The sequence below is a fragment of the Actinocorallia aurea genome (assembly GCF_054783995.1).
Window position 1 is genome coordinate 111,596 of sequence record NZ_BAAGPQ010000020.1, and the last position, 22,958, is coordinate 134,553.

The window sequence follows — 22,958 nt, forward strand, 5'->3', positions numbered from 1 at the left end:
TGCTGGCACGGGCTTCTTCGTGCCGACGCCCGTCGGTCCGCCGCAGGCAGAAGGAACCGCCGACCGCGCCGGGTCAAGAGTTCTTTGTCGGCTGACCCGCTCTCCACCGCGTTTCTGCGCGGCGCCGACGGCCATGATCACTGGTATCGGCTGTCAATGGAGAGTGCGGGCATGTCAATTGGATTGAACACCGGGGACTCGGCATGGGTGCTCGTGAGCTTTGCGATGGTGCTGCTCATGACGCCCGGGCTCGCATTGTTCTACGGCGGGATGGTGCGGTCGAAGAACCTCATCAGCGTCCTGTACATGAGTTTCGTGTCGATCGCCGTGGTGACCGTCGTCTGGTTCCTCTACGGCTACGGCCTCGCCTTCGGCAAGGACGTCGGCGGTGCGGGCCTCGTCGGCTGGGGGGACTGGGAGTTCTTCAAGACGACCCCTTCCGTCCTCGACGGCCGCATCCCGCTCTACGTCTACTCCCTGTTCCAGCTCGTCTTCGCCATCATCACGCTGGCCCTGGTCAGCGGCTCGGTCGCCAACCGGGTGCGGCTCGGCCCGTGGATGATCTTCGGCGTGATCTGGGTGACGCTGGTCTACCTGCCGATCGCGCACTGGGTGTTCTCCAAGGGCGGCTGGATCAACCGCTGGGGCGTCCTGGACTTCGCGGGCGGCCTCGTCGTCGAGCTCAACTCCGGCATCGCGGGCCTGGCGCTGGCGCTGGTTCTCGGCCCGAGCCTCCGGTTCCGCCGCGAGGGCCCGCCCGAGCCGAAGAACGTCACGCTCGTCATGACCGGCATGGGCCTGCTCTGGTTCGGCTGGTTCGGGTTCAACGGCGGATCCGCGCTGACCGACGGCGCCCTCGCGGCGAACGCCGTGGTGAACACGATGATGTGCGGCTGCGTCGCGATGCTCGTCTGGATGCTGATGGAGCGGTGGCGCTTCGGCCGATTCTCCCGGCTCGGCGGCACCACCGGCGCACTCGCGGGCCTGGTCGCCATCACCCCGGCCTGCGGATACGTCAACCTCTTCGGCGCGACGATCATCGGCATCATCGTCGCCGTCGTCTGCACCTACGCGGTGGAGATCAAGACGTCCGTCGGCTACGACGACACCCTCGACGTCGTCGGCATCCACGGCGCGGGCGGCATCGTCGGCTTGATCCTGCTCGGGCTCTTCGCCACCGGCAAGTACGGCAGCCCCACCGAAGGCCTCTTCTACGGCGGCTCGATCGCCCTGCTCGGCAAGCAGATCGTCGCGATCATCGCCGTCGGCTGCTACACCTTCGTCCTCACCTACCTGATCGGCAAGGTCGTCGACAAGCTGTGCAAGCTGCGGCCGAGCGCCCGCGAGGAGATCGAGGGCCTCGACACCGAGCTGCGCATCGGCTGAGCGCGCACGCGCCGCCGTGACGAGCAGCGAGCGGGACGGGCCCCTGCCCGCGCTGTTGCTCGTGCTGGCGTTCACCACCGGGAGGGTCGACGCGACCAGTTTCCTCGACCTCGGCAGGGTGTTCGTCGCGGCGATGACCGGCAACATCGTCATCCTCGGGCTGGGCCTGGCCGGATACGGGTCGTCCCTGTCCCCGGCCCTGTCCCTCGCCGCCTTCGGTGCCGGAGCGGGCTGCGCGGGGCCGGCCTTGCGGACCGCGGCCCGTCTCGCGCACCGGGGCCTGCGGTTCGCGGCGGGCATCGCGATCCAAGGTCTCCTCGTCGGCGCGGTCGGGCCGGTCACCACCCGGGCGGGGTTCACAGGGCCGCGCGACGCCGTCATCGGGACGCTCGCCTTCTCGATGGGCTGGCAGTACGCGGTGGTGCGTGCCCTCCGGGTCAGGGACGTGAACATGACGGTCGTCACGACGACGCTCACGTCGCTGTTCGCCGAGTCGGTCGCGCCCGCCCGGCAGGGCCGCAGGCTGCTGTCGATCTGCGCGCTGCTGGCCGGGGCCTGCGCCTCGGGGCTTGCTGCGCCGCGCGGTCGACCCGACGGCGCCGCTGTGGGCCGCCACCGCCCTCCTGGCCGCCTGCGTCCTCGCCGCTGCGGCGGCGAGGCCCCGGTCCGGGCGCCGGAGCTGACCCCTGTCAGCGGGGCAGGACCGACCGCACGGCGCGGATCTCGGCGGAGACGTCGCGCAGGACCTCCGCCTGCGGCGCGTCTTCCCGGACCGGGAGGTTCCGGCCCAGCCTGACTTCGCCGGCGGTCGCGCGGATCTCCGCGGCGACGGCCGCGACGGCGTCCGGCGGGGGCGGCGCGCCCGCGGCGTCCGCCCGGACCGCGGCGGCGGTGACGGCGGTGGCGAGCCGGTCCAGCCCGAGCACCGCGGGTCGCCAGGCCGCGCCGGCGCGGCTCGCGGGCGGCGGCTCGGCGAGCAGCCGGTCGATCCGCGCGCGCAGCCCGTTGAGGACCCGGTGAACCCTGCGCCGCTCCCGGCCCCGCACGTCGGGCGGGGCGGTGAAGGCCGCCTGCACGTAGTCCGCGATGAGGACCAGCGCCTCGGCAGTCCTCTCCCGGGGCCGGACGCGCCAGCTTCCCGGCCACAGCGCGTACCCGAAGACGAGGACGATCACGCAGCCGAGCAGGGTGTCGGCGAGCCTCGCCGCGACGAGTTCCCCGGGCGGCTGCGATGAGACGGTGTCCAGCAGGAAGAGCATCATCGGGGTGACGGTGACCGCGCGCATCGCGTACGACCTGCTCTTGAACAGCGGGATGAGCGCGCCCAGGAAGGCCGCGAGCGGCACGGCCGCCCAGCCTCCGCGTGGGACGGCGACGAGCAGCAGCAGCGTCGGCACGGCGGCGGCCACCGTTCCGGTGGCGCGCAGGAACGCCCGGACGAACACCGAGCCGAGGTCGGGCTTCATGACGATCGCGACGGTCAGCGGTACCCAGAAGGAGTGGAACGAGGGGAGGCCGAGGAGGTGCGGGGCCTGGAACTCCACGACCGCCGAGGCGATGCCCATGCACAGGGCGAGCCGGACGCCGTAGCGCCAGGACGACGCCGACGTCAGCGCCGTCCGAACGGCCTCGGTCGCTCGGCGCGGCTGCGGGTCGGCCGCCGCGTCCCACAGCTTGCCGTCGTCTTGGCCGCGCAGGGCGCGCAGCACGCCGTCCAGCGAGGCGGCGAAGACCGGGTCGTCGACGGCGGCCGGGATGACGGCGTCCCGCCGTCCCGCGCGAACGGCCTCGGCGATCCGGCGGACGGTGTCGGCGAACCCCGGCGGGGCAGGCCGCACCGACCCGACGAGCACACTGACCACCTCCATCAGCGGCCCCGCGGCGGTCAAGAGAGCGATCAGCCACCGCGTCTCCGGGTCCTGCCGGCCCGCCGCGGGGATCTGGTGCCGCAGGAGCGTGTCCTCGGCCCGGTCGACGGCTTCGCTGAGGGCGGCGGCGTCGTCGCCCGGCCGGCCCGGCGCGTCGACCAGGTCGGCGATCCGCGCGTAGACCTCGGCGACCGTTCGCTTGCCGGGATCGCCCCCGCCGCCGGGCAGCCGCCAGCTCAGCACGACGAGCAGCAGATAGAACATCCCACCGGAGACCTGGAACAGTGGGGGCGCCCACCACTGTTCCCCCGCCGGGATTCCGGTCCCGATGACCTCGAGGAACAACAGGCTGAGCGCCGCCGTCGAGACGATCTTGCCGATCGGGCTGACCAGCCCGGAGACCAGAGCCACCAGCGTGGTCACCGCCACGGTCCCCCAGCCGAGCCCGTGCGAGAGCTGACCGATGACCAGCCCCGCCGCGCCGCTCAGTTGCGGGACGACCGTGCCGATCACCCGGGTGCGGTGCGCGCCGGTGTCCGGGCGGACGGCGGCCAGCACGATCCCGGCCGCCATGAACAGGCCCACCGCCGCTTCGCCCAGCGCGGTGGACAGCGCGATCACGGCGGCGAAGGCGAGGGCGGCGCAGACCGCCTCGGCGCGGGACGGGGGCGCGTCGGACCATGCGAAGGCACGGCTGAGCCAGCCCCTGGTGTCGGCGCGCGCGCCGCCCGTCGCCATGTCCCGCTCCTCCTTTCCAGCGGTGCGGTCCGCGCCGTCAGACGTGCGACAAGAGCGCGTACAGGAGGCCGAACACGACGAGGCCCAGCACGAGCGAGGCGAGCACGTTGATGCCCGCCTTGACGTACTGCCCGTCCTGGTAGAGGTGGACGGTGTCCAGCTCGAACGTGCTGAAAGTGGTCAGCGCGCCGCAGAAACCCGTCCCGAGCAGCGCCTCGGCCGAGGTGCCGACGCCCGCGCCGTGCAGCCCGCCCAGGATCGCGGCGCCGAGGAGGTTGACCGTCAGGGTCCCCCAAGGGAACGCCTTGCCCGCACGCTTCTTGACCGCTGTGTCCAGGAGGTAGCGCAGGACGGCTCCGAAGGCTCCTCCGATGAGCACGAGCAGCGCCGTCATCGCGTGCCCCCCGCGGCGTCCCGGTGCGGCGTCCGGTGGCCCGCCCACAGGCCGAGGACGATCGCGATCCAGCCGCCGACGACGCTGGCGAAGGCGTAGCCGACGCCGCTGCCCCACCCGGGATCGCGGCCGAGCGCGGCGATCCCGTCGACGAGGTGGGAGAAGGTGGTGAAGCCGCCGAGGTAGCCGGTCACCAGGAGCGGGCGGGCGAAGGCCGGCGAGCGCCCCTTGATCAGATAGGCGGTGAGGAAGCCCATGAGCAGGCAGCCGAGGAGGTTGACCGTCAGGGTCCCCCACGGGAAGCCGCGCTGCGCGCCGGGCATGGCCGCGGTAATGAGCCAGCGGGCCAGGGCGCCGAGCGCGCCGCCGAGCGCGACGTCGAGCACCGCCGTCATGATGGCACCCGGATGGAGCGGCGGGCTCGCACCCGTCCGGTCCAGCGCCGAGGCCTCTGCTCGCTCCCGTCGTCCGAGATGCTCGCCCGCTTCGCTCACGGCCCGTCCTCCTTCGGATGTCGTCCGCGCTACTGCTTGCGCATGTCCGGTGCGGGCACGCCGAGCAGCAGCCTGCGCACGGTGTCCCACGCGGCCGAGAAGGCCGCGTTGACCTCGGGCGATCGTGCGCCGAGGACGCGGGCCCAAGCCCCCCGGTCGCCGGGCAGGACCCCCGCGCCCGCCCGCAGTCCCGTCCCGGCGAGCGTCTCGTGCAGGGCGTCGGCGATCTCTTCGGCGGGCCGCAGCCCCGAGACGACGTACAGGGACGCCACCACGCCGAATCCGTCCATCACCGCCGGTCCCGTGGGGGCGCGCTCCTCCGGCACCAGGCGCACCGGGTCGGCGAACAGCAGCCGCCCGTCCGGATCATGCACCTCCACGTCGCTGCAGTAGGCGGTGTAGGCGTGCCGCTCACCGCGCGCGAGCCGGCCGGCGAGCAGCGTCTCGCCCAGGACGACGGTGGCGTCGTCGGCCGCCTCCACGGCGATCCGCTGGTAGTAGCGGGACCCGCCGAACGGGATCGTCGGATCGGGCAGGTACTCCAGGTAGCCGCCGGGCCCGACCGTCAGGTGGACGAGCTGGGTCGCGTAGTCCTGCTCCATCCGGTACAGCCGGGTGGCGCCCTGGGTGGTGAGGTGCACCGCCGCCCCGGCTCCGCAGGACGCGTCGAGGCGGTAGCGGTCGCCTTGGAGGATGCCGCCCCCGTTCATCATGAGCATGACGTACGGGAGGTCGGGCCTGGCCGGGTCGTGGTAGAGCGGGCGCGTGATGTGCAGCGGCGCCTTCTGGTAGTGCCCGGTCAGCTCGGTGCGCGGCCCGATCCGCTCGAACGCCAGCTCCAGCACGCCGACCTTCCCGGGGCTGCCCACCGGCAGCATGTCCGGCTCGCGGGAGTGCCGCCGGACGGGCTCGGGCACCCAGCACGGCTCGTATCGCTCGGGCGAGAGCCGGTCCACCGCCGCGGGACCGCTCGCCTCGGCTACGCCGGCGCGGTACACGCCGCTCCCGCCCGGGTCTCGATGAGGTCGGCGACCTCGCCGACGCCGGTGCCGGTGAGGCAGTCGGTCAGCATGACGGGGCCGTTGCCGCGCACGGCGCGCGCGTCGCGTTCCATGACCGACAGGTCGGTGCGCACGTACTGAGCGATGTCGATCTTGTTGATGACGAGCAGGTCGGAGTCCGTCGTGCCCGGACCGCGCTTGCGGGGCATCTTCTCGCCCTCCGCGGTGTCGAGGACGAAGATGTACATGTCGGCCAGGACCGGGCTGAAGGTGAGCGTCAGGTTGTCGCCGCCGCTCTCGAACAGGAGCAGGTCGATGTCGGGGAACCGGTCGAGCAGGTCGGCCGCCGCGGCGAGGTTCATCGTCGGGTCGTCGCGGACCGCGGTGTGCGGGCAGGCGCCGGTCTCGACGCCGACGATCCGGTCCGCGTCGAGGACCCCGGTCAGGGTCCGCCGGACGTGCTCTGCGTCCTCCTGGGTGTAGATGTCGTTGGTGATGACGCCCATGTGCCGGCCCCGCTCTTTGAGCATCGGCACCAGCGCCTCGATGAGCGCGGTCTTGCCCGAGCCGACGGGCCCGCCGATCCCGACCTTGAAGACCTCGTTCAGTTGCATGTACTTCCTCCTTCGCCAGGGGTGTCGATCAGGTCGATCAGGTCGATCAGGTGACGAACAGGCGGGCCGGTGCCCGCTCGTGCGCGGCCGAGACGGTGTCGGCGACGAACGTCGAGCCGTGCAGGTCCCGCGGGTCCTCGGCGGCCAGCGCCAGGCCGGCGACGGCCGCCAGGTCGGGCCGCACCTCGCGCAGCAGGGCCTGGGCCCTGCGGAAGTCGGTGCGCGCCAACCGGACCGCCGCAGCCGCCCAGCTCGCGGCGAACGCGTACAGGTCCCCGGCGACCGCCTGCTCGACGGAGACGCCGAGACCCGCGTACAGCGTGCCGACGACCACCGCGTGGTTGCCCGGCGTGGCGCGCTCGGCGACGAGCGCGGCGAGCCGGGCCGCCTCGGGCACCGCGAACGCCGAAACCGCGGTGTCGAGGACCTGCTTGCCGGTCCGCACGGCGGCCGTGCGCTGCTCGCGGCTGAGCTTGATCGCGTGCAGCCGCCGGTCGACCTCGACGACCCGGTCCCAGTCGCCCGCGCGGACCGCGCGGTGGGCCAGGACCAGCGCCGTGGCGTCCCCCGGGCCGACGGAATGGTAGAGCAGGTCCGTGAGCAGGTCCCGCAGGCCCTCCGGGCCGACCAGCCCGAGCTGGGCATACCCTTCGAGCCCGTGCGAAAGGGTGTACATCCCGCTCGGGAAGCCCGAGTCCGTGAGCTGGAGCTGGGCGAGCAGCGGACCGAGGTCCGCACGGCCCCCTTCGATGCTCATGCCAGGAAGAAGAGCCGGTTGAGCGGCAGCTTCTTGGCGGGCTCGATGTGCGCGGGCTCGCCGTCCACCGTCACCTTGTAGGTCTCCGGGTCGACGCGAATGTCGGCAAGGGTGGAATTGTGAAGCATGTGCCGCTTGTCGACGGTCCGGCACTGGCGGACCGGCCGGATCAGCCGGTTCAGCCCGAGCTTCTCCGGCACCCCCGCTTCGATCCCCGCGCCCGACATGAAGGTGACGCAGGTGCTGGCGAGCGCCTTGCCGTAGGCGCCGTACATCGGCCGGTAGTAGACCGGCTGCGGCGTTGGGAGCGAGGCGTTCGGGTCGCCCATCGGAGCCCAGCTGATGAGCCCGCCCTTGACCACCATCGACGGCTTGGCGCCGAAGGAGTGCACCGGCCACAGCACGATGTCGGCGAGCTTGCCGTCCTCCAGCGAGCCGATGGTGTCGGCCATCCCCGACGCGCGGGCCGGGTTGATGGTGAGCTTCGCGATGTAGCGCAGCACCCGGAAGTTGTCGCTGCGGGCGGAGTCCTCGGGCAGCGGGCCGCGCTTGTCCTTGTTGTGGTGGGCGATCTGGAAGGCGCGCGTGAACGACTCGCCCACCCGTCCCATCGCCTGCGAGTCCGACCCGATGATGCTGATGACGCCCAGGTCGTGCAGCACGGTCTCGGCCGAGATGGTCTCGGCGCGGACCCGGCTCTCGGCGAACGACACGTCCTCGGGCACGTCGTAGCTGAGGTGGTGGCACACCATCGTCATGTCGAGCAGCTCGTCGATCGAGTTGACCGTGTACGGCAGCGTCGGGTTGGTGGAGGCGGGCAGCACGTTCGGCTCGCCCGTCACCCGCAGGATGTCCGGGGCATGGCCGCCGCCGGCGCCTTCGGAGTGGTAGGTGTGGATCGCCCTGCCGTTGATCGCGTTGATCGTGTCCTCGACGAAGCCCGCCTCGTTCAGCGTGTCGGTGTGGATCGTGATCTGGATGTCGAGCTCGTCGGCGACCGACAGGGCGCAGTCGATGACCGCGGGCGTGCTGCCCCAGTCCTCGTGCACCTTCAAGCCGCACGCCCCGGCCCGGATCTGCTCCTCCAGCGACGTCGGCAGGCTGCTGTTGCCCTTGCCGAGGACCCCGATGTTGATCGGGATGTCCTCGTAGGCCTGCAGGATCCGGGCGATGTTCCACCCGCCGGGCGTCGTGGTGCAGCCGCGGCTGCCGTCGGCGGGGCCGGTGCCGCCGCCGAGCAGGGTCGTGATCCCGTTGCTCAGCGCGTGCTGCGCCTGCTGCGGCGCGATGAGATGGACGTGGGTGTCGATCCCGCCCGGCGTCGCGATGAGGTTCTCCCCGGAGATCACCTCGGTGGACGCGCTGACGATGAGGCGGCGGTCCACTCCGTTCTGGGTGTGCGGGTTGCCGGACTTGCCGATCCCGGCGATCTTCCCGTCCTTGATGCCGATGTCGCCCTTGATGACACCCAGCACCGGATCGATGATCACCGCGTTGGTGATCACCGTGTCCAGAGCGACCGCCCGACCGGAGGCCGGGTCGGCCGACATCCCGTCCCGGGCCGTCTTGCCACCGCCGTACTGGGTCTCGTCACCGTAGTGGCCCTCGGTGTAGTCCTTCGTCACCTCGACGACGAGGTTGGTGTCCCCGAGGCGGATCCGGTCGCCCACGGTGGGCCCGTACATCGCCGCGTACTGCTGACGGCTCATGGTGGTCATGGCGGCTCAGCCCTTCTTCTCGGACTTCGACTTCTTCGACGGCTTCCCGCTCTCCTTACCGGAGGACGTGTCCGGCTCGTCGAGGTAGCCCCGCTCCCGCATGCGCTTGAGCGCCTCGCGGTGTGCCTGCTGCGACCGGACGCTGCCGTTCAGCAGGCCGCCGAAGCCCACCAGGCGCAGCCCGCCGCCGTACTCGACGAGGTTCACCCGCTTGGTGTCCCCGGCCTCGAAGCGGACCGCGGTGCCGGCCGGGATGTCCAGGCGCTTGCCGAACGCCTTGTCCCGGTCGAACCTCAGCGCGCGGTTGGCCTCGAAGAAGTGGAAGTGCGAGCCGACCTGGACGGCCCGGTCACCGGTGTTGTGCACGGTGAGGGTCACCCTCGGCTGGCCCTCGTTCAGCTCGATGTCGCCTTCGGCGTAGAGGTACACGTCATCCGACATGGGCTCGCGCCTCCTTCGGGTAGGCCGCCGCGGGCACCGTGAGGTCCGGGCGGTGGTCGTGGTGATCGGTGTCATGGTGATGCGTATGGCCGTGGTCATGGGTGTGGCTGTGATGGTCGTGGTCATGGCCGTGGCCGTGGCCGTGGCCGGTCGCCTGCGCGAGGCCGTCGTCGCCGTGCGCGTCCCACCGCTGCACGGCCTCGGTGGCGCGGGCGCGGGCCAGGGTGCCGAGCGCTGCCGGTCCGAGCAGGGGCCCCGCCGTCCTGACACCGTGCGTCGCGGGCGGCGGCACGAACGAGGCGGGCACCAGGACGGTCCCGGCCGCGCCGAGCCTGCGGCACCGGTCGAGTCCCTCGGCGACGTCCGGCGCGCCCCCCGTCAGCGCCACCTCCACCAGACGGGACGGCGCGCCCGCCCGCACGAGATGCGCTGCCTTGAACAGGTCGGCGTCGGGTTCCGGCGCCACGGCGGGCGCCACCAGCAGCGCCGCCCATCCGGGCGGCGCCGCGCCGAGCGCCGCCCGCACCGCGCCGCGCAGCCACCCGACCAAGTGGTCGAGCGTGCCCAGGGGCGGCGCCAGGAGCAGATCCCCTGCAGCCCGATCCCGCGCCGCCCAGCGCAGGGCCTGCGCGACGCTCTCGGCTAGCCCGGGATCGCGGCCCAGCGTCATCGGCACGACGACCGCGGGTCGCCCGTCGGCCAGCGCCGCCGCGAGGTCGCTTCCCGCGGCGCGGACCTCGGGCGCCCCGGCGCCGAGCAGGTCCGGCAGGCATCCTCCGTCCCGGCTCTCGGCACCGCCGACGAGCACGACGCGGCGGATCACTTCCCGCCCACCGGGTCGTGGCAGGAGACCAGCTTCGTGCCGTCGTCGAAGACGGCCTCGACCTGCATCAGCTTCAGCATCCCGCGCACCCCGGGCAGGACGTCGTCCGGCCCCAGGATCTGCTTGCCCAGCTCCATGCACTCCGCCACGGTCTTGCCGTCCCGAGCCGCCTCGACGATCTCCGAGCTGATGATCGACACCGTCTCGGCGTAGTTCAGCTTCAGGCCGCGCTCCTTGCGGCGCCGCGCCATCTGGGCCGCGGTGAAGATGTAGAGCTTCTCCATCTCCCTCGGCGTGAGGTTCATCTGCATTCCTTTCTCAGAGTGGTCCGCCCCGACCAACGGTGCGTCAGGCGCGCGCGATCTTCCGGTACATCGGGACGGCGGCAAGGAAAACCCAGGTCACGAGCACGAACGGCCAGGTGAGGGTGTGGCCGCCCACCACCGCGAAGAGGTTGCCGATCCCCGCGGTCAGGCCCGCCGCGGCCACCGCGCCGACGAAGGCGTACAGGGCGCTCAAAGGCGTGACCAGGACGAAAGTTCCGAAGAGGGCCAAGCCCGTCAGCACGGAGTTGTAGCCGTAGAGCCCGGCGCCGAGGTCCGCGGCCTGCGCGCCCAGCACCCAGCCGGTGAGCAGGCCCACCAGGCTGGACACGAGCGCAACGAGCCCGGTTCGCCAACCGGCGATGAACAGACCGATCAGGAAGATCACGCCGACGTACCACTGGTCCTGGAAAAAGACCTGCCCCACGCCGCTGAGCGTCCCCTGCCAGAGGTCGCCCCAGCTCAGCGCCGTTCCCGGGTCGGTGGCCGAGGGCGGTGCGGTGCCGGCGTGCCGGTCCCACACCCGGGTGAAGGACGGCCCGCCGATCACCATCACGGTGGTGATCACACAGAACGGCGCGGTGAACGTGGGCAGACCGTAGGGTTTCAACAGCACGACGAGCGCTGCCGTGAGCACGCTCCCCGCGATCGCCCCGAAGATCACAAGAAGCACCGTCATCCACCGGACGTCGAGGTAGAGCACAAGGCTGATGCCGATCAGCGTCCCGCAGAAACCCTCAAGGCCCAGCGAAACCCTGTCACGCCACGAGACCCCCAGCACGAGCGCCGTCAACGTGGCGACCACCGTGCCGAGCAACCCGAACACCCCGAACTGCCATCCCCCGACGAACAACGCGACGAGGAACACCAGCCCAGTCCACACGTTCGACTGGAAATCGACCTGCGCTACGCCGCGCGGGACGGTCGCCAGCAGGCGGGCACCATCACGACCGGTGGCGGATTCCTCAGCACCGGGTTCAGCCGGATCAACAGAACTGGACACGCAGAGTAGCTATCCGTTCCACGGCGCGCCCACAGGCATGAGGTGGTCATGAATTGGCCAATATCAATGATTCCGATCAGGGTCTGTTTAGCTGAATGGTGGGACAGCTTGTTGCTGCTGTTCGGTGAGCCTTTTTCATCCCTGGCGTGGGTGGGCTGATCACATGTGCAGTTTCATGCAATACCTACTCGAGATTGGCCGATTGCGGAGTCTGGTGATCGCAGACCGAGCTCTAGGAAGGAAGTGGTGGCTTCGGAACACAGCCCGGCTCGCGAAGGGGTGGTACGGCGGAAGCGGCCCTCGACCGTCGTTTACGGGTCGTTTCTCATGACGCTGCACGCCGTCGTGATCATCCTCTTCGCCCAGCCCCTCCCTCCTGCTGTGGCTGCTCCCGTCACTGCTTCCAGGTCTTGTCGCGTTCGTTCTACTGCGCACCCCTTCCGCCCGGAACTCCTACCGCGTACAGCCCGAGCCCAGACGGTGACAGTGGGAGGCTCACGGTGGGGACGTGGCTGCCGCCGTACCGCACCCTCGCGGTGGACCTGGGGTCGTCGCCCCGGACGCGGCGTCCTTTCCCCGTGCCGCATGGGCCGCGCTCTCCGAAGCCGCACGGAACGCTTTTTGGTTCTTCACCGGCATCCATACGAGCCGCGGCCAAGGGATCACGCTCGGCGGTCCTCGGCTCGTCGAGCGAGGCTTCTGAGCCGGGAGCGGCCGGATGCGGACGAGCGCCCGGGGTGGGCGGGGCGGAGGTCCCTGCGCGGGAGGCCTGCCCGGTTCCTAGCGTCGGGGGATGGAATCTCTGGTGTTCTTCTTCGGCATGGGCGGGATCGGGCTGGCGTTCGGGCACTTGGCGCGGTTGATGGCGCGGGACCTGCTGGCGGAGCGGCGGTTCCGGCAGGTCGCGGTGGGGGTGCGCGGGGAGGTGCTGGAGCGGGAGGACCTTCCCGGACCGGGCACCGCGGGCAAGGGTCAGGTGCGGCGGGCGGCTCTGCGGGTGAGCTTCAGGGCCTCCGACGGCTGTGAGCGCGTCGCGCGGGTGGTGGTGAACGATCCGTCGGCGGTGCCGGGAACGCGGGTGTCCCTCGAATACGATCCCGCGCGGCCCTCGGAGGCCCGGCTGGAGCGGGGGCCCGGCGCGGGCGGAGCCCACACGCTGGGATGGACGCTCGTCTTCGGCGCGTGCTCCATCGGCTGCTTCCTGATCCTGCTCTCCGCCGTCATCGCCTGATCCCGGGCCTGACGCCCCTGGGAAGCGTCCGGCCGGAACCGAGGACGTCGCTTCCCTGGGGAGCGGCCCGTCCGCCGTAGGCGCGCGGGGCGTCAACGCCGTCGAGCGCGTCGGCCGCCGCCATCGTCGCCCTGATGCGGTGGGGCGACGTCCACCTCCAGAACGGGAGCCCCCCGCTCCGGTATGTCGAGCCCGTCCCGCACCGCGCCGTCCTGGACGTCGACGAGTACGACCTCTCCGACGATCGACCCCCCGGACCACGACGCATGGCGCTGATCGATCTCGCCAGGGCGGACGAGCGCATCGTCGGGATTCACGGGCGGCATCAACTGGTACCCGAACCTCGACCGCCAGCTCCCGAAGATGGCCCCAGCCGCCACTTCGGCCGCAGAACCTTCGTGTGCGTGGGTGGTGAATCGGGGTAGTCTGGGCTTCCCCCGCCGCCGGAGCCGACAGACGCCTTCTTGTGAGGCGCGAAGAGGCGGTCGCCATGAGACAGGAGCAGGCGGGCGGGCGGCCTTGGACACCGCCCGGGGAGATCTCGGTACGGGAACTGCCACTGCCCGCACACGTCCAGGTCGCTCTCGAAGAGGCGGGGCTCGGCCGCGCGGCCGCGTCCGAAGGGTACGGCGCCGCGGGCCTCCTGCTCCGGGCGCCGCTTCTCACCCCGGAGTCCGCCCGTGCCGTGGCCGCGGTGTTCGACCTCCTCGCCGCGCCGGCCCCCGACGAGGACGACCTGATCGGGCCGCACCTCTGCACCGTGGGCTGGGAGCCCACGGCTGCGGTCACCGCGCGATATCCCATCGAAGAACTCGACCTCCCCGTGCGCCCCTACAACCTGCTCAAGAGAGCAGGCCTGCACAGCGTCGGCGATCTCAGAGAGATACTCGGCCGCCTGCCTGAAGCGGTCCCCCGCCTGGGCCCGACAGGCCTCGCCGCCGTCGAGAGCGCCCTCGCCGCATTGGACAACGAGCCGCACCGGTGACACCCGGCCGACCCGGGTGATGGCCGGGTCGGCGGCGTCTTCGGTCTTCGCGAACGAAGAACAGTGATGCCGCTCATGACGCGAGGCGATCTTTCCTCCCGCTCCTAAGAAGCCCTGCCGCCGCCGGATCGGCACACGCTCTTCTTGCGGACCGAGCCCCGCCCCGGTCCGGCGCCGGGCGCATCGTGCGCGCGCCCGTGAGGACGCACGCGGCCTCGGCGGTGCGCTCGCGCGGCGCACGGGTGCGTCGTCCGCGGGTTCGAGGCGCCGCCGGGCGTCAGCGCCGGCCGCCACGGCGGCGGGCCGACTCGAAGCGGCGTTCCCGGTCCAGGCGCCTGCGGCGGCGCCGGAGCTCGCGCACGCTGAGGTACAGGGCCACGACGATCGGGAGGGCGTAGGAGAGCCAGTCGAGATCGGGCGGGTCCCAGTCCGGGAGATCCCAGGATGGCGGGTCCGGAAGCCACGACCAGTCGATCCGCGGCAGCAGATGGCGGAAGAGGGCCGAGAGCAGCGCGCCGATGCCCAGGAGGGCCGCGGTCATCACGATCCCCTCGTTGACGACGTGGCGCATCGCGTACAGGGCCGGATGCCGTTCCCGGATCTCGTGCCACCGCCGTGCCCGGCAGCCCGGCGGGGGCGTGAACCGGGTGACGATCGGGGACCTCCACAGCCTTCGGCGGCCGTGGACGTCCAGCAGATCGCAGGCCCACGCCCGCCCGCCCCACAGGAACCGCACCTTCACGCGCTGCCGGGACCGCGCCTCCCGGGGCCCGGCCGGTGCCTCACCGAGTTCGAACGCCGCAGAGCGCAACACCCGGGCCGCGCGCGCCTGGACGGGTCTGCCCTCCATCAGCAGCAGCGCGCACTGCCTGCCGTTCGCCGCCCAGAGCTCCACCGCGAGGTTCCGCCCCCGGTCGCGCAACGTGTATCCGGTGTCCACTTCCGCCTCCCCCCCGGAAGGTGCCCACCGCGTTCGTGATCGGAACGGCGCGGCGGCCCCTGCCGGAACCGGTACGGCCAGGGCGAGGCGGGAGCGGTCCGGCCGAGCGCCGCCCCCGCGCCCGCTGCCCGCGGACACCGCCGAGCCGGGCGCCGCCCCGGGGTGTCCGGCGCCGAGACGGCGGTCCGGCAGAGCGCGGCACCGGCCCGCGCGCTCAGTCCTCGTCGCGCGGGGGCGCGCCGACGCCCCCGAGGCGCCAGTAGCCGCGGACGGCGATGCGGCCGGCGGGGATGCCGCGGTCGTTGCGCAGGTGGCGGCGGAGCGCGCGCATCACGCCCGCCTCGCCCGCGCCCCAGGCGTAGACGTCGTCGCCGAGCGGGATGCCGCCGAGGAGCTTCACGACGGCGTCGGAGAGATCGTCGGTGAGCGGGAGCCAGTGGGTTGATCGAGGCGATGATGCTCGGCATGCCGGTCGTCGTGCTGGCGACGACTGAGGCGGCCGAGGCGGTGCCGAACGACGCGGGCATCATCCCCACCGATCCCGATGTGCTGGACAGGGGCCTGCGCCGGCTCATGAACGACTCGGCCGAGGCCGCCGAACGCGGGAAGGCGGCTCGTGGGGCCGCCCTCAAGCGGTACGGCGTGGACCGGTTCCTCGCCGCATGGGACCGCGTCCTCCCACCACCTCGGCCGGGCCGCGGCGTGCCCCGCCAACCGCCTGCTGGACCGGCTCGGCGACAAGTGGGCCCCGCTCGTCCTGCGGGCCCTCGCCGACGGACCGGTCCGCTACAACGCGCTGTCCCGGACCGTCGCGGGCGCCAGCCAGAAGATGCTCACCCAGACCCTGCGCTCCCTTGAGCGCGACGGCTTCGTCCTGCGCACCGCGGTCCCCGGCGTCCCCGCCCGCGTGGACTACTCCTTGACCCCGCCGGGAGAGAGCCTCCCGGCCCTCCTGGACTCCCTGGCGTCATGGGCCGAAGAGCACATGCCCGGCGTCGACCTGGCCAGAGCCGCCTACGACGCCCGGGAGGACTGAGCGCGGCCGGCCACGCAAGAGCCGCCTACCGAGCGTGGAACACCCTCTCCTCGGACGCCGCGGTGACGCAGATCGAGGCGGACGGGTTCCCGGTCGCGGACGATGTGCGGCAGGCTGTCGCCCCAGGTGGGGTCGGAGAGGATCGCGCGGATGAGGGCGGTGAAGACCTCGCCCCAGACGGCGAGTCCGTCGCGCACCACCCGCGACACCGAGCTCGGCGGCGTCCGCCTCCCCGCCGGGTCCCGCCTGATGCTGGCGCGGGGTGCGGCCAACCGTGACCCCGACGCCTTCCCCGACCCCGACCCCGACCGCCTCGACCTCCACCGGCCCGCGATCCGATCCCACACCGCCTTCGGTCGCGGCATCCACTTCTGCGTCGGCGCCCGCCTCGCCCGCCTCGAAGCGAACCTCGCCGTCAAAGCCCTCCTCGACGCCGAGCCCTTCCACCGCACCGCACCCACCCGATACGTGCCCAGCCTGATGGTCCGCCGCCTCACCCGTCTGGACCTCGCCTTCTCGGGGCAGGACGCCGGTGAGCCTGCGTGACCGTCTGGTGGCCGATGTCGTCCCGGTAGTGCATTCCGGGAAAGCTGATCTGCTCTACGGCGGAGTAGGCGGCCGTCCGGGCGTCGGCGAGGGTCGGGCCGCTGCCGATCACGTGGGTGATCCGGCCCTTCGTGGTGAGGTAGCCGTTCGGGCCCCGCTTCAAGCCGGAGTGGAACAGCAGGACTCCGTCCCGGCCGGCGGCCTCGGTCAGTCCGGTGACCGGGACATTCCTGGTGGAATCGTAGGGGTAGTCAGAGGGAGTGAGGGCGACACCGAGATACGCGTCGGGCCGCGCCGCGAGGCTCAGGCCGGCGAGGCGGTGTTCGACGGTTTCCCGCAGCAGCAGGCCCAGGTCGGTTTCCAGCCTGGGCACAATGACCTGGGCCTCGGGGTCACCCGGCCGAACGTTCATTTCCAGGATCTGCCACCCCAGCGGAGTGGAGATGAGGCCGGCGTAGAGGATGCCGGTGTAGGTGATGCCTCGTGCTCGCAACTGCCCCAGGATCGGCGTGACGAACGCCGCCATGAGCTCCTCGGACGTCGCGGGATCCACACCGGGGACCGGTGAGAACGCACCCATGCCCGCGGTGTTCGGCGCCCCAGGGGCGGAGGACGACCTTTTGTGGTCGCGTGCGCTGGGCAGTATCCGGCATGAGGTCCCGTCCGTCACGGCGAAGAACGACAGTTCGTCCCCGGTGACGTGTTCCTCCAAGATGATGCGCACGTCGCTGATACCTGGATCGACCAGGGCACCGACCCGGCGTATCGCTGCCTCGGCGTCGCGACGGTCGTCGCAGATCCTGACGGCGGTGGCGTCCGCCTGTCCGGAGCATTTGACCACGTAAGGAGGGGCGAAGTCGTCCAGGCCTGCGATGGCTGTTCGGGGATCGTCGAAGACCGCGTACCGAGGAGTGGGCACCCCGGCGTCGGTCGCGAGTTGTTTGAAGAACGCCTTGGAGTTCTCCAGCCGGGCCGCGGCGACGGTGGGGCCGAATGCGGCGATCCCACGCGCCTGCACGGTGTCGCAGACGCCTGCGGCGAGATAGCTCGCGCCCAGGGGGACGACGATGTCGATCGCCCTGCGTTCGGCGAGGTCGGCGATCGCGGTGACGTCGTAGGGATCGACGTCGTGGCACTCACCGACGGCGGCGACCCCGATGTTGGCACCGATGCCGTGGATACGGCCGGTGACGCTGGAGCGGGACAGCCCCCATGCGAAGGCATGCGCCATTCCGCTGTTGCCGACGAGAAGTACCGAGAGGCTCATGTCGATCACTCCGTTCGGACGGTGATGGCAGCGCGCAGTTCGTCGTCGAGTCGCCGCAGGTCGGCCGGTGCCGGCGCATCGAAGATCGCGGTGACCGCGCGGTGGGAGGACTCGGCGATCCGGTAGAGCGTCTCTCCCTGTTCTTTGAGGATGAGGATGTCGTGCAGCCTGGCGGGTTCATGAGGGTGGACGGGCCGGGGCAGCGGCCAGACGCCGGTACGGGTGAGCCAGCGCGGCTCGGTACCGGTGGAGGTGGCGGTGACGTCCATGAGCGTCCCGGGGGTGTGGTCGAGGTAGATCTGTCGGCTCCACCGGGTCGGGCTCGGATGGTCCACCTCGCCTCCGAGCAGCGCGGTGATGATCGACCCCTCCAGCGATCTGCCCGTCGCCAGATGGTGGAGCGCCATGATCCCGTCTCCGGGAGGCCGTGCCGCGATCTCCATGAGGACCGCGCGGCCGTCGGGGGCCAGACGGAACTCGGTGTGCGCCATACCGGTACCGAACGCGAGCCGTTCGAGGATGCTCGCGTTGGCGTCGAGCAGACCGCCGGGTTCGGCGAGACCCAAGGGGGGTGTGGTGTGCCCCAGTTCGACGAAGTACGGGGACTCGCCTTCGTTGGTGAGCTTCTCCGTCACCGCGGCGAACACGACCTTCCCGCTCTGGACGATGGACTCCACCGAGAACTCGGGTCCCGTGATGCGCTCCTCGATGAGGAAGTCCTGATCAGGTGCAGCCGCGAGCGCGGCGTTCAGGTCATCGTGGTCGGTGATTCGGCGTATACCGATACTGGAGTAGAGGGTGAGCGGCTTGATGATGGTGGGGCATCGGTCGAGGAGCTCGTGGGCCTGGTGAGCTCGGCTGGCGGAGGCGATGGTGTGGCGAGGGCTCCAACGCGTGAGGTAGAGGCGTTGCAGGTGTTTGTTGCGAGCGACACGGCCTGCGCGCAGGCCGATGCCTGGAAGGTCGAGGAGGTCGGTCACCACGGAGGCGATTTCGACGTAGGTCTCGGCGGTGGAGAAGGCTCCGCGGATGGTGTGGGTCTCCGTCCAGGAGCGGATGCGCCGGAGTACGGCGGTTTGGTCGTGGGCGGAGATGAGCGCGAGGTCGTGGATGAGGCCGAGAGGGTGGCCGGGAGCACGCAGGAAACCGTGGGCCGCGCGCTCCAGGCTGGATTCGGGCGTTCCCGTGATGACCAGGACGTGGAGTCCGCGCTGGTGCAGCTCGATGACGAAAGGGGCGATCTTCGGCAGATCGCCGAACAGGACGAAACCCGGAGCCGTCACGGAGTCTCCCTGTCGTCCGGACCGAGGCGGTCTGTCATCCGAGGGCTTCGGCGGCGTCGTCGAGCCGGGCGAACCCCTCTTCGAGGTCCACGATGGACGTGGTGAGCGGCGGCATCAGTTTCACCATCGTTCCTCCTCTGCCCGCTGGGGCGCAGAGCAGCAGGCCGTGCTCGGCACAGGCCTCGACCAAGGCGGTGGCCGCCTCACGAGAGTCGGCGCCGCTCGGACCGGACATCCCTATCCCGGCAACGAGCCCGAAAACCCCGTAGACGCGTCGGCGGGAGCTTCGGGCCAGCCATGCCGCCAGCGCGGTGCAGAACACCTCGGCTCCCCGTGCCGCCTGGGCGACGATCCCTTGGTCGGAGAATAGCTTCAAGTTGGCTTCCACCGCCGCCAACGACACCGGGTTGGCGGCATGAGTCGTCGACAGATCACCGGGCGCCAGGTGGGCCGTATGGCGGGCATCCGCGATGAGGACCGCGGAGACGGGAAGCGAACCTGAGATGCCTTTACCGCAGAGCAGCAGGTCGGGCCTGACCCCGAACTGCATGTGAGCGAACAATGTGCCGGTGCGTCCGAATCCTGACTGGATCTCGTCCAGCGCGAGCAGCGCCCCGTTGGCGTCGCACCAATCCCGCAGGAGCCGGAGCGCCCGCCCGTCGATGATCTCCAGCGTGGAACCCTGGTAGATCTCGGTGAGGACCAGCGCGACATCGGCCGGAGCGGCACCGACACAGGCCAGTGCCTCTTCCAGGTGGGCGGTCTTCCAGGCGCTGCCCCGCGCGGGAAAGGGCACACGCACGAACACGTCGTCTCCCAGAGGCCTCGTCCACTGTCTCTGCGATGCCAGGCCTCCGGCCATCTGGGCGCCGAGCGTGCGACCGTGAAAGGCCCCGTCGAAACTCACGATGACAGCCCTGGCGCGCCCTGCCGCCTGGGCCCGGCTGCGTGCGATCTTCAGGCATGCCTCCACGGCCTCGGCACCTGTCGTGGCCAGGACCACCTGAGGGAATCCCGTCAGGTCACAGAGAGCGCGTACGACGCGCGCTCGCACCGCGGTGGGGAATCCGTACGCGTGCAGCAGTTGTGCGTTGGCCTGGGCGCAGATCGCCTCGACGACGGACGGAGGCGCGTGGCCGGCGTTGGCGGTGAGGATCCCGCTCGTCCAGTCCAGCCAGGATCGGCCCTGCTCGTCCCAGACCCGTGATCCGTGCGCGCGGTGCCAGACCACCGGGATCTGGGTGTGCAGGGCCGCGGGCTCGTAGCGACGGAGCGTGTCGATCACCCACCCGGCGGGTTCGATCGGTGACGGCGGGCCCACCGGCGTCAGCGTCTCACCGTGTAGATCGACCCGGACGGGTCGGGGCCGGTCACGACGACGGCGAGCAGGGGCTCGGTCCCGATGTTGATCAGTCCGTGATAGCGGCCCGCCTCCGTCATCGCCGCCGCTCCAGGGCCGACCGGGAGCCGACGTGGCAGGGTGCCGTCGAGGGCCGCCGGCGGCGGGACCACGACGGCGTCGGCTCGCGGGACGTAGCAGACGGCCGCATCGGGCGGACTGTCGTACGCCAGGTATTCTCCTTGGCCGCTGACCACCAGAAGGAGCTCGTCGGCCGCCGGATGGCAGTGCGCGATGATGCTCTGGCCGGGGGCGAGCCGCCAGCTGGCCGCCTGCAGCTTGTCGGTGAACCAGATGCCGCGCTTGTGCGGCTGCTCATCGCTTTCGGCGTCGTCTCGGAAGAACTCCACTATCACCCGGTCAGCCTTTCCGCTGTCTCATGCAGCTCCAGCTGCATGAACTGCACGAAGTACTTGCCCTCCGGTCGCCATTGGATGTCGTCCACCTCCAGGCGTATGCGCCGGGCCGGGGCGGGGGAGAGACGCCATGCGTGCCACAGCCGTCCGGTCGTCGGGGCAGGGGTCGCGGGCACCTCGTTCCAGGGTGACGACATGCAGGAGTAGACCCGGATGCTTGTGGGGAATCCGAGGTGGCCCTCGATGGGCCGATGCTGGAGCCTGAGCAACAGCGGTATGGCCGTTCTCGGCAGTTCCACCTCGAGGTACTCCAGCCGGGCCCGTGTTCTGCTCGGGGTGCACCATCCGGTGTCAGGCCGGCCGTCGAAGAGCGCCTGTTCGTTCCAGTAGTCGTAGCGGTGGCATCCGGAGGAGCCGGTGGCCCGGCAGCCTTCGATGAGGCGCAGGTCATCGGTCATCCCGCCCCTCCAATACGTCGGCCATGGCGTCCAGAGCCGTCGCGATGTCGGTGAAGACGTCGTGCGGGTCCTCTATGCCGACGGATATGCGGACGAGTCCGTAGTCGAGCCCGATCTTCGACAGGTCGCGGGTGGGGCGGGCGAAGGTCCCGAAGTGGTAGGCGAGCGACTCCAGATTCCCGAAGGTCGTCGCGATGCGGACCAGCCGGAGCCGCCGCAGGAACTCCGTGCCGTGCTCCCGGCTGGGCAGCGTCAGCGCGAAGACTCCGGTGGCTCCTGCGATCTGGTTCGTCCGGGCCTGCGGGGTGTCGAGGACTGTCGCCACCGGGTAGCGCGGGTAATGCCTGCGGAGCAGCTCCACGACCGTCGAGGCGTTGGTCGAGTGCCGGTCGAGACGGAGTGGCAGAGTGCGCATCCCGCGCAGGGTGAGCCAGGCCGAGAACGGGTCGAGGATGGAGCCGGTGTACTCGCGATGCGTGGCCAGGCGCTGCGCGATCGCGGAGTCGTCGGAACAGACCATGCCTCCCATCGCGTCGCCGTGGCCGTTGATGTTCTTCGTGGTGGAGTACACCGTCACGTCGGCGCCGAGCCGCAGAGGCTGCTGGTAGACGGGCGTGAGCAGCGTGTTGTCGACGACCAGGATGACGCCGCGTTCGTGGCACGCTTCGGCGAGCTTGCCGATGGGCACGTCGAGCAGAACGGGGTTGGTGGGCGTCTCCACGAAGACCAGCCGTGTCCGTTCGGTCATCGCCGCGGTGAAGGACTCGACGGAGTAGTCGGTGACGAAGGTGACGTCGACGCCGCATGCTCGGACGTCTGTGAGGAACTGGTCGGAGATCTCGTGGTAGAGGGCATGCTGAGTGACGATGTGGTCGCCGGCCGCCGTCAACGCGCGGAAGGTCGCGTAGCAGGCCGACATGCCGCTGTTGAACGCCAGGCAGTGTTCGGCGCCCTCGAGCCGGGCGAACTTCTCCTCCAGCACGCCGACGGTGCGGTTCGCATAGCGCTGGTAGGCGGTGTTGGGCACCGTTTCCCGGGTCAGCTGCTCCCAGCCGTGCTCAACGGATTCCAGGGGGATCGCGGCCGTCACCGACAGGGGAGGGGAGGGGAGGTCCTCAGGAGCCGACTGTCCGGCGTGCACCGCGAGGGTGTGCGGAGAATCAACGGGCGCGTTGGTCATGAACATCCCTTTTCCTGCGAAGCACCGCCGCCGGTCCGACGATCGATGCCGCGGCGGCCTGGAGGCCTGCGACGACGGCGTCGGCGTCGGCTTCTGCGGCGTGGCGGTGCGGCAGATCCCGATCGAGGAGAATGGTGCGCATTCCTATGGCCCGGGCGCCGGCGAGCTCATCATCGCCACCATCGCCGACAAAAGCGAAGGACTCCGGTGGGATCGATATATCTGCCACCGCTCGTAGATATATGTCGGGATGCGGTTTCATCCTGCCTATGCGGTAGGAGAGGGTGATCGAATCAAAGAACGGCCTCAGTCGCAATTCGTCGAGAACTGTTTCCGAATAAGATGAGGCGTTGGAGACGAGGGCGATCGGGATGTCGAGGGATCGTAGGAGTCGAAGGGCCGGCAGGGCCTCGGGATCGATCGAGATGTTGGCGACGAACTGAGGAAACCTTCGGTCCACCACCTCGGAGACCATCTGGAAAGACCGGCTTTGCCCGACATCGTTTCCCGCGATCAGGACGCGCTCCGTCATGCCCTCCAGCGCGCCTGACATGGATTCGATGCCGCGATTCTTGTAGGCGCGGTACCAGTGCCTGAAATCATAGTCGAGGTCATCGGCGACCGATTGATAGAAAGTGTTGTCCGGGCTTTCGTGGATCAGGGTCGAGTACAAGTCGAAACAGGCGGCACGCACGGCGTTCATCGATATGTATTGAA

General features: G+C 70.7%; 25 protein-coding genes and 1 pseudogene. 6 read left to right on the top strand and 20 right to left on the bottom strand.

Annotated features, from left to right (window positions below; genetic code table 11):
• The first annotated feature begins 171 nt into the window (after nucleotides 1–171).
• Both ACYVOM_RS24530 and ACYVOM_RS24535 read left to right on the top strand, forming a co-directional pair.
• On the top strand, nucleotides 172–1,386 hold the full coding sequence (locus ACYVOM_RS24530) for an ammonium transporter (RefSeq protein ID WP_460305836.1): 1,215 nt from the start codon (nucleotides 172–174) through the stop codon (nucleotides 1,384–1,386).
• 16 nt (nucleotides 1,387–1,402) lie between these two features.
• Complete coding sequence (locus tag ACYVOM_RS24535; RefSeq protein ID WP_460305837.1) at nucleotides 1,403–2,182, top strand: YoaK family protein; 780 nt, start codon at nucleotides 1,403–1,405, stop codon at nucleotides 2,180–2,182.
• On the opposite strand, the gene ACYVOM_RS24540 is transcribed toward ACYVOM_RS24535, so the two are convergent.
• The 11 genes from ACYVOM_RS24540 to ACYVOM_RS24590 are packed head-to-tail and all read right to left on the bottom strand — an operon-like array spanning nucleotide 2,076 to nucleotide 11,560.
• Nucleotides 2,076–3,992, bottom strand: coding sequence for an FUSC family protein (locus ACYVOM_RS24540; protein ID WP_460305838.1), 1,917 nt, complete (start codon nucleotides 3,990–3,992; stop codon nucleotides 2,076–2,078). The two genes, ACYVOM_RS24535 and ACYVOM_RS24540, sit on opposite strands and share 107 nt — an antisense overlap.
• Nucleotides 3,993–4,029: 37 nt before the next feature.
• A complete protein-coding gene (gene crcB, locus ACYVOM_RS24545) occupies nucleotides 4,030–4,386 on the bottom strand; it encodes a fluoride efflux transporter CrcB (protein ID WP_460305839.1) in 357 nt (118 codons plus the stop codon).
• Nucleotides 4,383–4,880 (bottom strand): FluC/FEX family fluoride channel, encoded by a 498-nt coding sequence (locus ACYVOM_RS24550; protein ID WP_460305840.1) that lies wholly within the window; start codon nucleotides 4,878–4,880, stop codon nucleotides 4,383–4,385. Before ACYVOM_RS24550 ends, crcB begins: the two co-directional genes overlap by 4 nt.
• A 29-nt stretch (nucleotides 4,881–4,909) precedes the next feature.
• Nucleotides 4,910–5,878, bottom strand: a complete 969-nt coding sequence (locus tag ACYVOM_RS24555; protein WP_460305841.1) for an urease accessory protein UreD — start codon at nucleotides 5,876–5,878, stop codon at nucleotides 4,910–4,912.
• Complete coding sequence (gene ureG, locus ACYVOM_RS24560) at nucleotides 5,860–6,495, bottom strand: urease accessory protein UreG (protein WP_460305842.1); 636 nt, start codon at nucleotides 6,493–6,495, stop codon at nucleotides 5,860–5,862. Before ureG ends, ACYVOM_RS24555 begins: the two co-directional genes overlap by 19 nt.
• A gap of 46 nt (nucleotides 6,496–6,541) precedes the next feature.
• Nucleotides 6,542–7,252, bottom strand: coding sequence for an urease accessory protein UreF (locus ACYVOM_RS24565; RefSeq protein ID WP_460305843.1), 711 nt, complete (start codon nucleotides 7,250–7,252; stop codon nucleotides 6,542–6,544).
• Nucleotides 7,249–8,970, bottom strand: coding sequence for an urease subunit alpha (gene ureC, locus ACYVOM_RS24570; RefSeq protein WP_460305844.1), 1,722 nt, complete (start codon nucleotides 8,968–8,970; stop codon nucleotides 7,249–7,251). The genes ACYVOM_RS24565 and ureC overlap by 4 nt, the downstream gene beginning before the upstream one ends.
• 6 nt (nucleotides 8,971–8,976) lie before the next feature.
• Nucleotides 8,977–9,411, bottom strand: coding sequence for an urease subunit beta (gene ureB, locus ACYVOM_RS24575; protein WP_460305845.1), 435 nt, complete (start codon nucleotides 9,409–9,411; stop codon nucleotides 8,977–8,979).
• Nucleotides 9,401–10,234: a sirohydrochlorin chelatase family protein gene (locus ACYVOM_RS24580; RefSeq protein ID WP_460305846.1), complete on the bottom strand. Its 834-nt coding sequence runs from the start codon at nucleotides 10,232–10,234 to the stop codon at nucleotides 9,401–9,403. The genes ureB and ACYVOM_RS24580 overlap by 11 nt, the downstream gene beginning before the upstream one ends.
• Nucleotides 10,231–10,539: an urease subunit gamma gene (locus tag ACYVOM_RS24585; protein ID WP_460305847.1), complete on the bottom strand. Its 309-nt coding sequence runs from the start codon at nucleotides 10,537–10,539 to the stop codon at nucleotides 10,231–10,233. Before ACYVOM_RS24585 ends, ACYVOM_RS24580 begins: the two co-directional genes overlap by 4 nt.
• Before the next feature lie 43 nt (nucleotides 10,540–10,582).
• A complete protein-coding gene (locus ACYVOM_RS24590; RefSeq protein ID WP_460305848.1) occupies nucleotides 10,583–11,560 on the bottom strand; it encodes an urea transporter in 978 nt (325 codons plus the stop codon).
• Between the two features lie 793 nt (nucleotides 11,561–12,353).
• Here ACYVOM_RS24590 and ACYVOM_RS24595 point away from each other — a divergent pair.
• Together ACYVOM_RS24595 and ACYVOM_RS24600 are read left to right on the top strand one after the other, a co-directional pair.
• On the top strand, nucleotides 12,354–12,791 hold the full coding sequence (locus ACYVOM_RS24595) for a DUF3592 domain-containing protein (RefSeq protein ID WP_460305849.1): 438 nt from the start codon (nucleotides 12,354–12,356) through the stop codon (nucleotides 12,789–12,791).
• 490 nt (nucleotides 12,792–13,281) lie between these two features.
• On the top strand, nucleotides 13,282–13,776 hold the full coding sequence (locus tag ACYVOM_RS24600) for a DNA-directed RNA polymerase subunit alpha C-terminal domain-containing protein (protein ID WP_460305850.1): 495 nt from the start codon (nucleotides 13,282–13,284) through the stop codon (nucleotides 13,774–13,776).
• A gap of 277 nt (nucleotides 13,777–14,053) precedes the next feature.
• On the opposite strand, the gene ACYVOM_RS24605 is transcribed toward ACYVOM_RS24600, so the two are convergent.
• Both ACYVOM_RS24605 and ACYVOM_RS24610 read right to left on the bottom strand, forming a co-directional pair.
• Entirely contained in the window at nucleotides 14,054–14,716 is a 663-nt protein-coding gene (locus ACYVOM_RS24605) for a hypothetical protein (RefSeq protein ID WP_460305851.1), read from the bottom strand.
• 214 nt (nucleotides 14,717–14,930) lie between these two features.
• A pseudogene (locus ACYVOM_RS24610) lies at nucleotides 14,931–15,131 on the bottom strand (SIP domain-containing protein); the annotation flags it as partial.
• A 201-nt stretch (nucleotides 15,132–15,332) separates the two neighbouring features.
• Between ACYVOM_RS24610 and ACYVOM_RS24615 the strand changes: the two are divergent.
• Both ACYVOM_RS24615 and ACYVOM_RS24620 read left to right on the top strand, forming a co-directional pair.
• The gene (locus ACYVOM_RS24615) at nucleotides 15,333–15,752 is read left to right on the top strand and encodes a winged helix-turn-helix transcriptional regulator (RefSeq protein WP_460305852.1); all 420 of its coding nucleotides are present in this window, start codon (nucleotides 15,333–15,335) and stop codon (nucleotides 15,750–15,752) included.
• A 150-nt stretch (nucleotides 15,753–15,902) separates the two neighbouring features.
• Entirely contained in the window at nucleotides 15,903–16,298 is a 396-nt protein-coding gene (locus ACYVOM_RS24620) for a cytochrome P450 (RefSeq protein WP_460305853.1), read from the top strand.
• On the opposite strand, the gene purD is transcribed toward ACYVOM_RS24620, so the two are convergent.
• Genes purD through ACYVOM_RS24655 form a run of 7 tightly spaced genes read right to left on the bottom strand, consistent with a single transcriptional unit; the run spans nucleotide 16,246 to nucleotide 22,944 of the window.
• The gene (purD, locus tag ACYVOM_RS24625; RefSeq protein ID WP_460305932.1) at nucleotides 16,246–17,565 is read right to left on the bottom strand and encodes a phosphoribosylamine--glycine ligase; all 1,320 of its coding nucleotides are present in this window, start codon (nucleotides 17,563–17,565) and stop codon (nucleotides 16,246–16,248) included. The genes ACYVOM_RS24620 and purD overlap by 53 nt on opposite strands.
• Nucleotides 17,566–17,570: 5 nt before the next feature.
• Nucleotides 17,571–18,848: an ATP-grasp domain-containing protein gene (locus ACYVOM_RS24630; RefSeq protein ID WP_460305854.1), complete on the bottom strand. Its 1,278-nt coding sequence runs from the start codon at nucleotides 18,846–18,848 to the stop codon at nucleotides 17,571–17,573.
• 34 nt (nucleotides 18,849–18,882) lie between these two features.
• Nucleotides 18,883–20,133: an aminotransferase class III-fold pyridoxal phosphate-dependent enzyme gene (locus tag ACYVOM_RS24635; protein WP_460305855.1), complete on the bottom strand. Its 1,251-nt coding sequence runs from the start codon at nucleotides 20,131–20,133 to the stop codon at nucleotides 18,883–18,885.
• A 41-nt stretch (nucleotides 20,134–20,174) separates the two neighbouring features.
• A complete protein-coding gene (locus tag ACYVOM_RS24640; RefSeq protein WP_460305856.1) occupies nucleotides 20,175–20,597 on the bottom strand; it encodes a cupin domain-containing protein in 423 nt (140 codons plus the stop codon).
• A 2-nt stretch (nucleotides 20,598–20,599) separates the two neighbouring features.
• Entirely contained in the window at nucleotides 20,600–21,061 is a 462-nt protein-coding gene (locus ACYVOM_RS24645) for a discoidin domain-containing protein (RefSeq protein WP_460305857.1), read from the bottom strand.
• Complete coding sequence (locus ACYVOM_RS24650) at nucleotides 21,051–22,241, bottom strand: trans-sulfuration enzyme family protein (RefSeq protein WP_460305858.1); 1,191 nt, start codon at nucleotides 22,239–22,241, stop codon at nucleotides 21,051–21,053. The genes ACYVOM_RS24645 and ACYVOM_RS24650 overlap by 11 nt, the downstream gene beginning before the upstream one ends.
• Entirely contained in the window at nucleotides 22,222–22,944 is a 723-nt protein-coding gene (locus tag ACYVOM_RS24655) for an HAD family hydrolase (RefSeq protein WP_460305859.1), read from the bottom strand. Before ACYVOM_RS24655 ends, ACYVOM_RS24650 begins: the two co-directional genes overlap by 20 nt.
• Nucleotides 22,945–22,958 lie beyond the last annotated feature (14 nt).

Excerpts from the sequence above, each read along its gene's own strand:
- ACYVOM_RS24565 (WP_460305843.1), bottom strand. The coding sequence starts at position 7,252 with ATGAGCATCGAAGGGGGCCGTGCGGACCTCGGTCCGCTGCTCGCCCAG.
- ureC (WP_460305844.1), bottom strand. The coding sequence starts at position 8,970 with ATGACCACCATGAGCCGTCAGCAGTACGCGGCGATGTACGGGCCCACC.
- ACYVOM_RS24540 (WP_460305838.1), bottom strand. The coding sequence starts at position 3,992 with ATGGCGACGGGCGGCGCGCGCGCCGACACCAGGGGCTGGCTCAGCCGT.
- ACYVOM_RS24585 (WP_460305847.1), bottom strand. The coding sequence starts at position 10,539 with ATGAACCTCACGCCGAGGGAGATGGAGAAGCTCTACATCTTCACCGCG.
- ACYVOM_RS24655 (WP_460305859.1), bottom strand. The coding sequence starts at position 22,944 with ATGAACGCCGTGCGTGCCGCCTGTTTCGACTTGTACTCGACCCTGATC.
- ureG (WP_460305842.1), bottom strand. The coding sequence starts at position 6,495 with ATGCAACTGAACGAGGTCTTCAAGGTCGGGATCGGCGGGCCCGTCGGC.
- ureB (WP_460305845.1), bottom strand. The coding sequence starts at position 9,411 with ATGTCGGATGACGTGTACCTCTACGCCGAAGGCGACATCGAGCTGAAC.
- ACYVOM_RS24645 (WP_460305857.1), bottom strand. The coding sequence starts at position 21,061 with ATGACCGATGACCTGCGCCTCATCGAAGGCTGCCGGGCCACCGGCTCC.
- ACYVOM_RS24530 (WP_460305836.1), top strand. The coding sequence starts at position 172 with ATGTCAATTGGATTGAACACCGGGGACTCGGCATGGGTGCTCGTGAGC.
- ACYVOM_RS24620 (WP_460305853.1), top strand. The coding sequence starts at position 15,903 with ATGAGGGCGGTGAAGACCTCGCCCCAGACGGCGAGTCCGTCGCGCACC.
- ACYVOM_RS24650 (WP_460305858.1), bottom strand. The coding sequence starts at position 22,241 with ATGACCAACGCGCCCGTTGATTCTCCGCACACCCTCGCGGTGCACGCC.
- ACYVOM_RS24595 (WP_460305849.1), top strand. The coding sequence starts at position 12,354 with ATGGAATCTCTGGTGTTCTTCTTCGGCATGGGCGGGATCGGGCTGGCG.
- ACYVOM_RS24600 (WP_460305850.1), top strand. The coding sequence starts at position 13,282 with ATGAGACAGGAGCAGGCGGGCGGGCGGCCTTGGACACCGCCCGGGGAG.
- purD (WP_460305932.1), bottom strand. The coding sequence starts at position 17,565 with ATGAGCCTCTCGGTACTTCTCGTCGGCAACAGCGGAATGGCGCATGCC.
- crcB (WP_460305839.1), bottom strand. The coding sequence starts at position 4,386 with ATGACGGCGCTGCTCGTGCTCATCGGAGGAGCCTTCGGAGCCGTCCTG.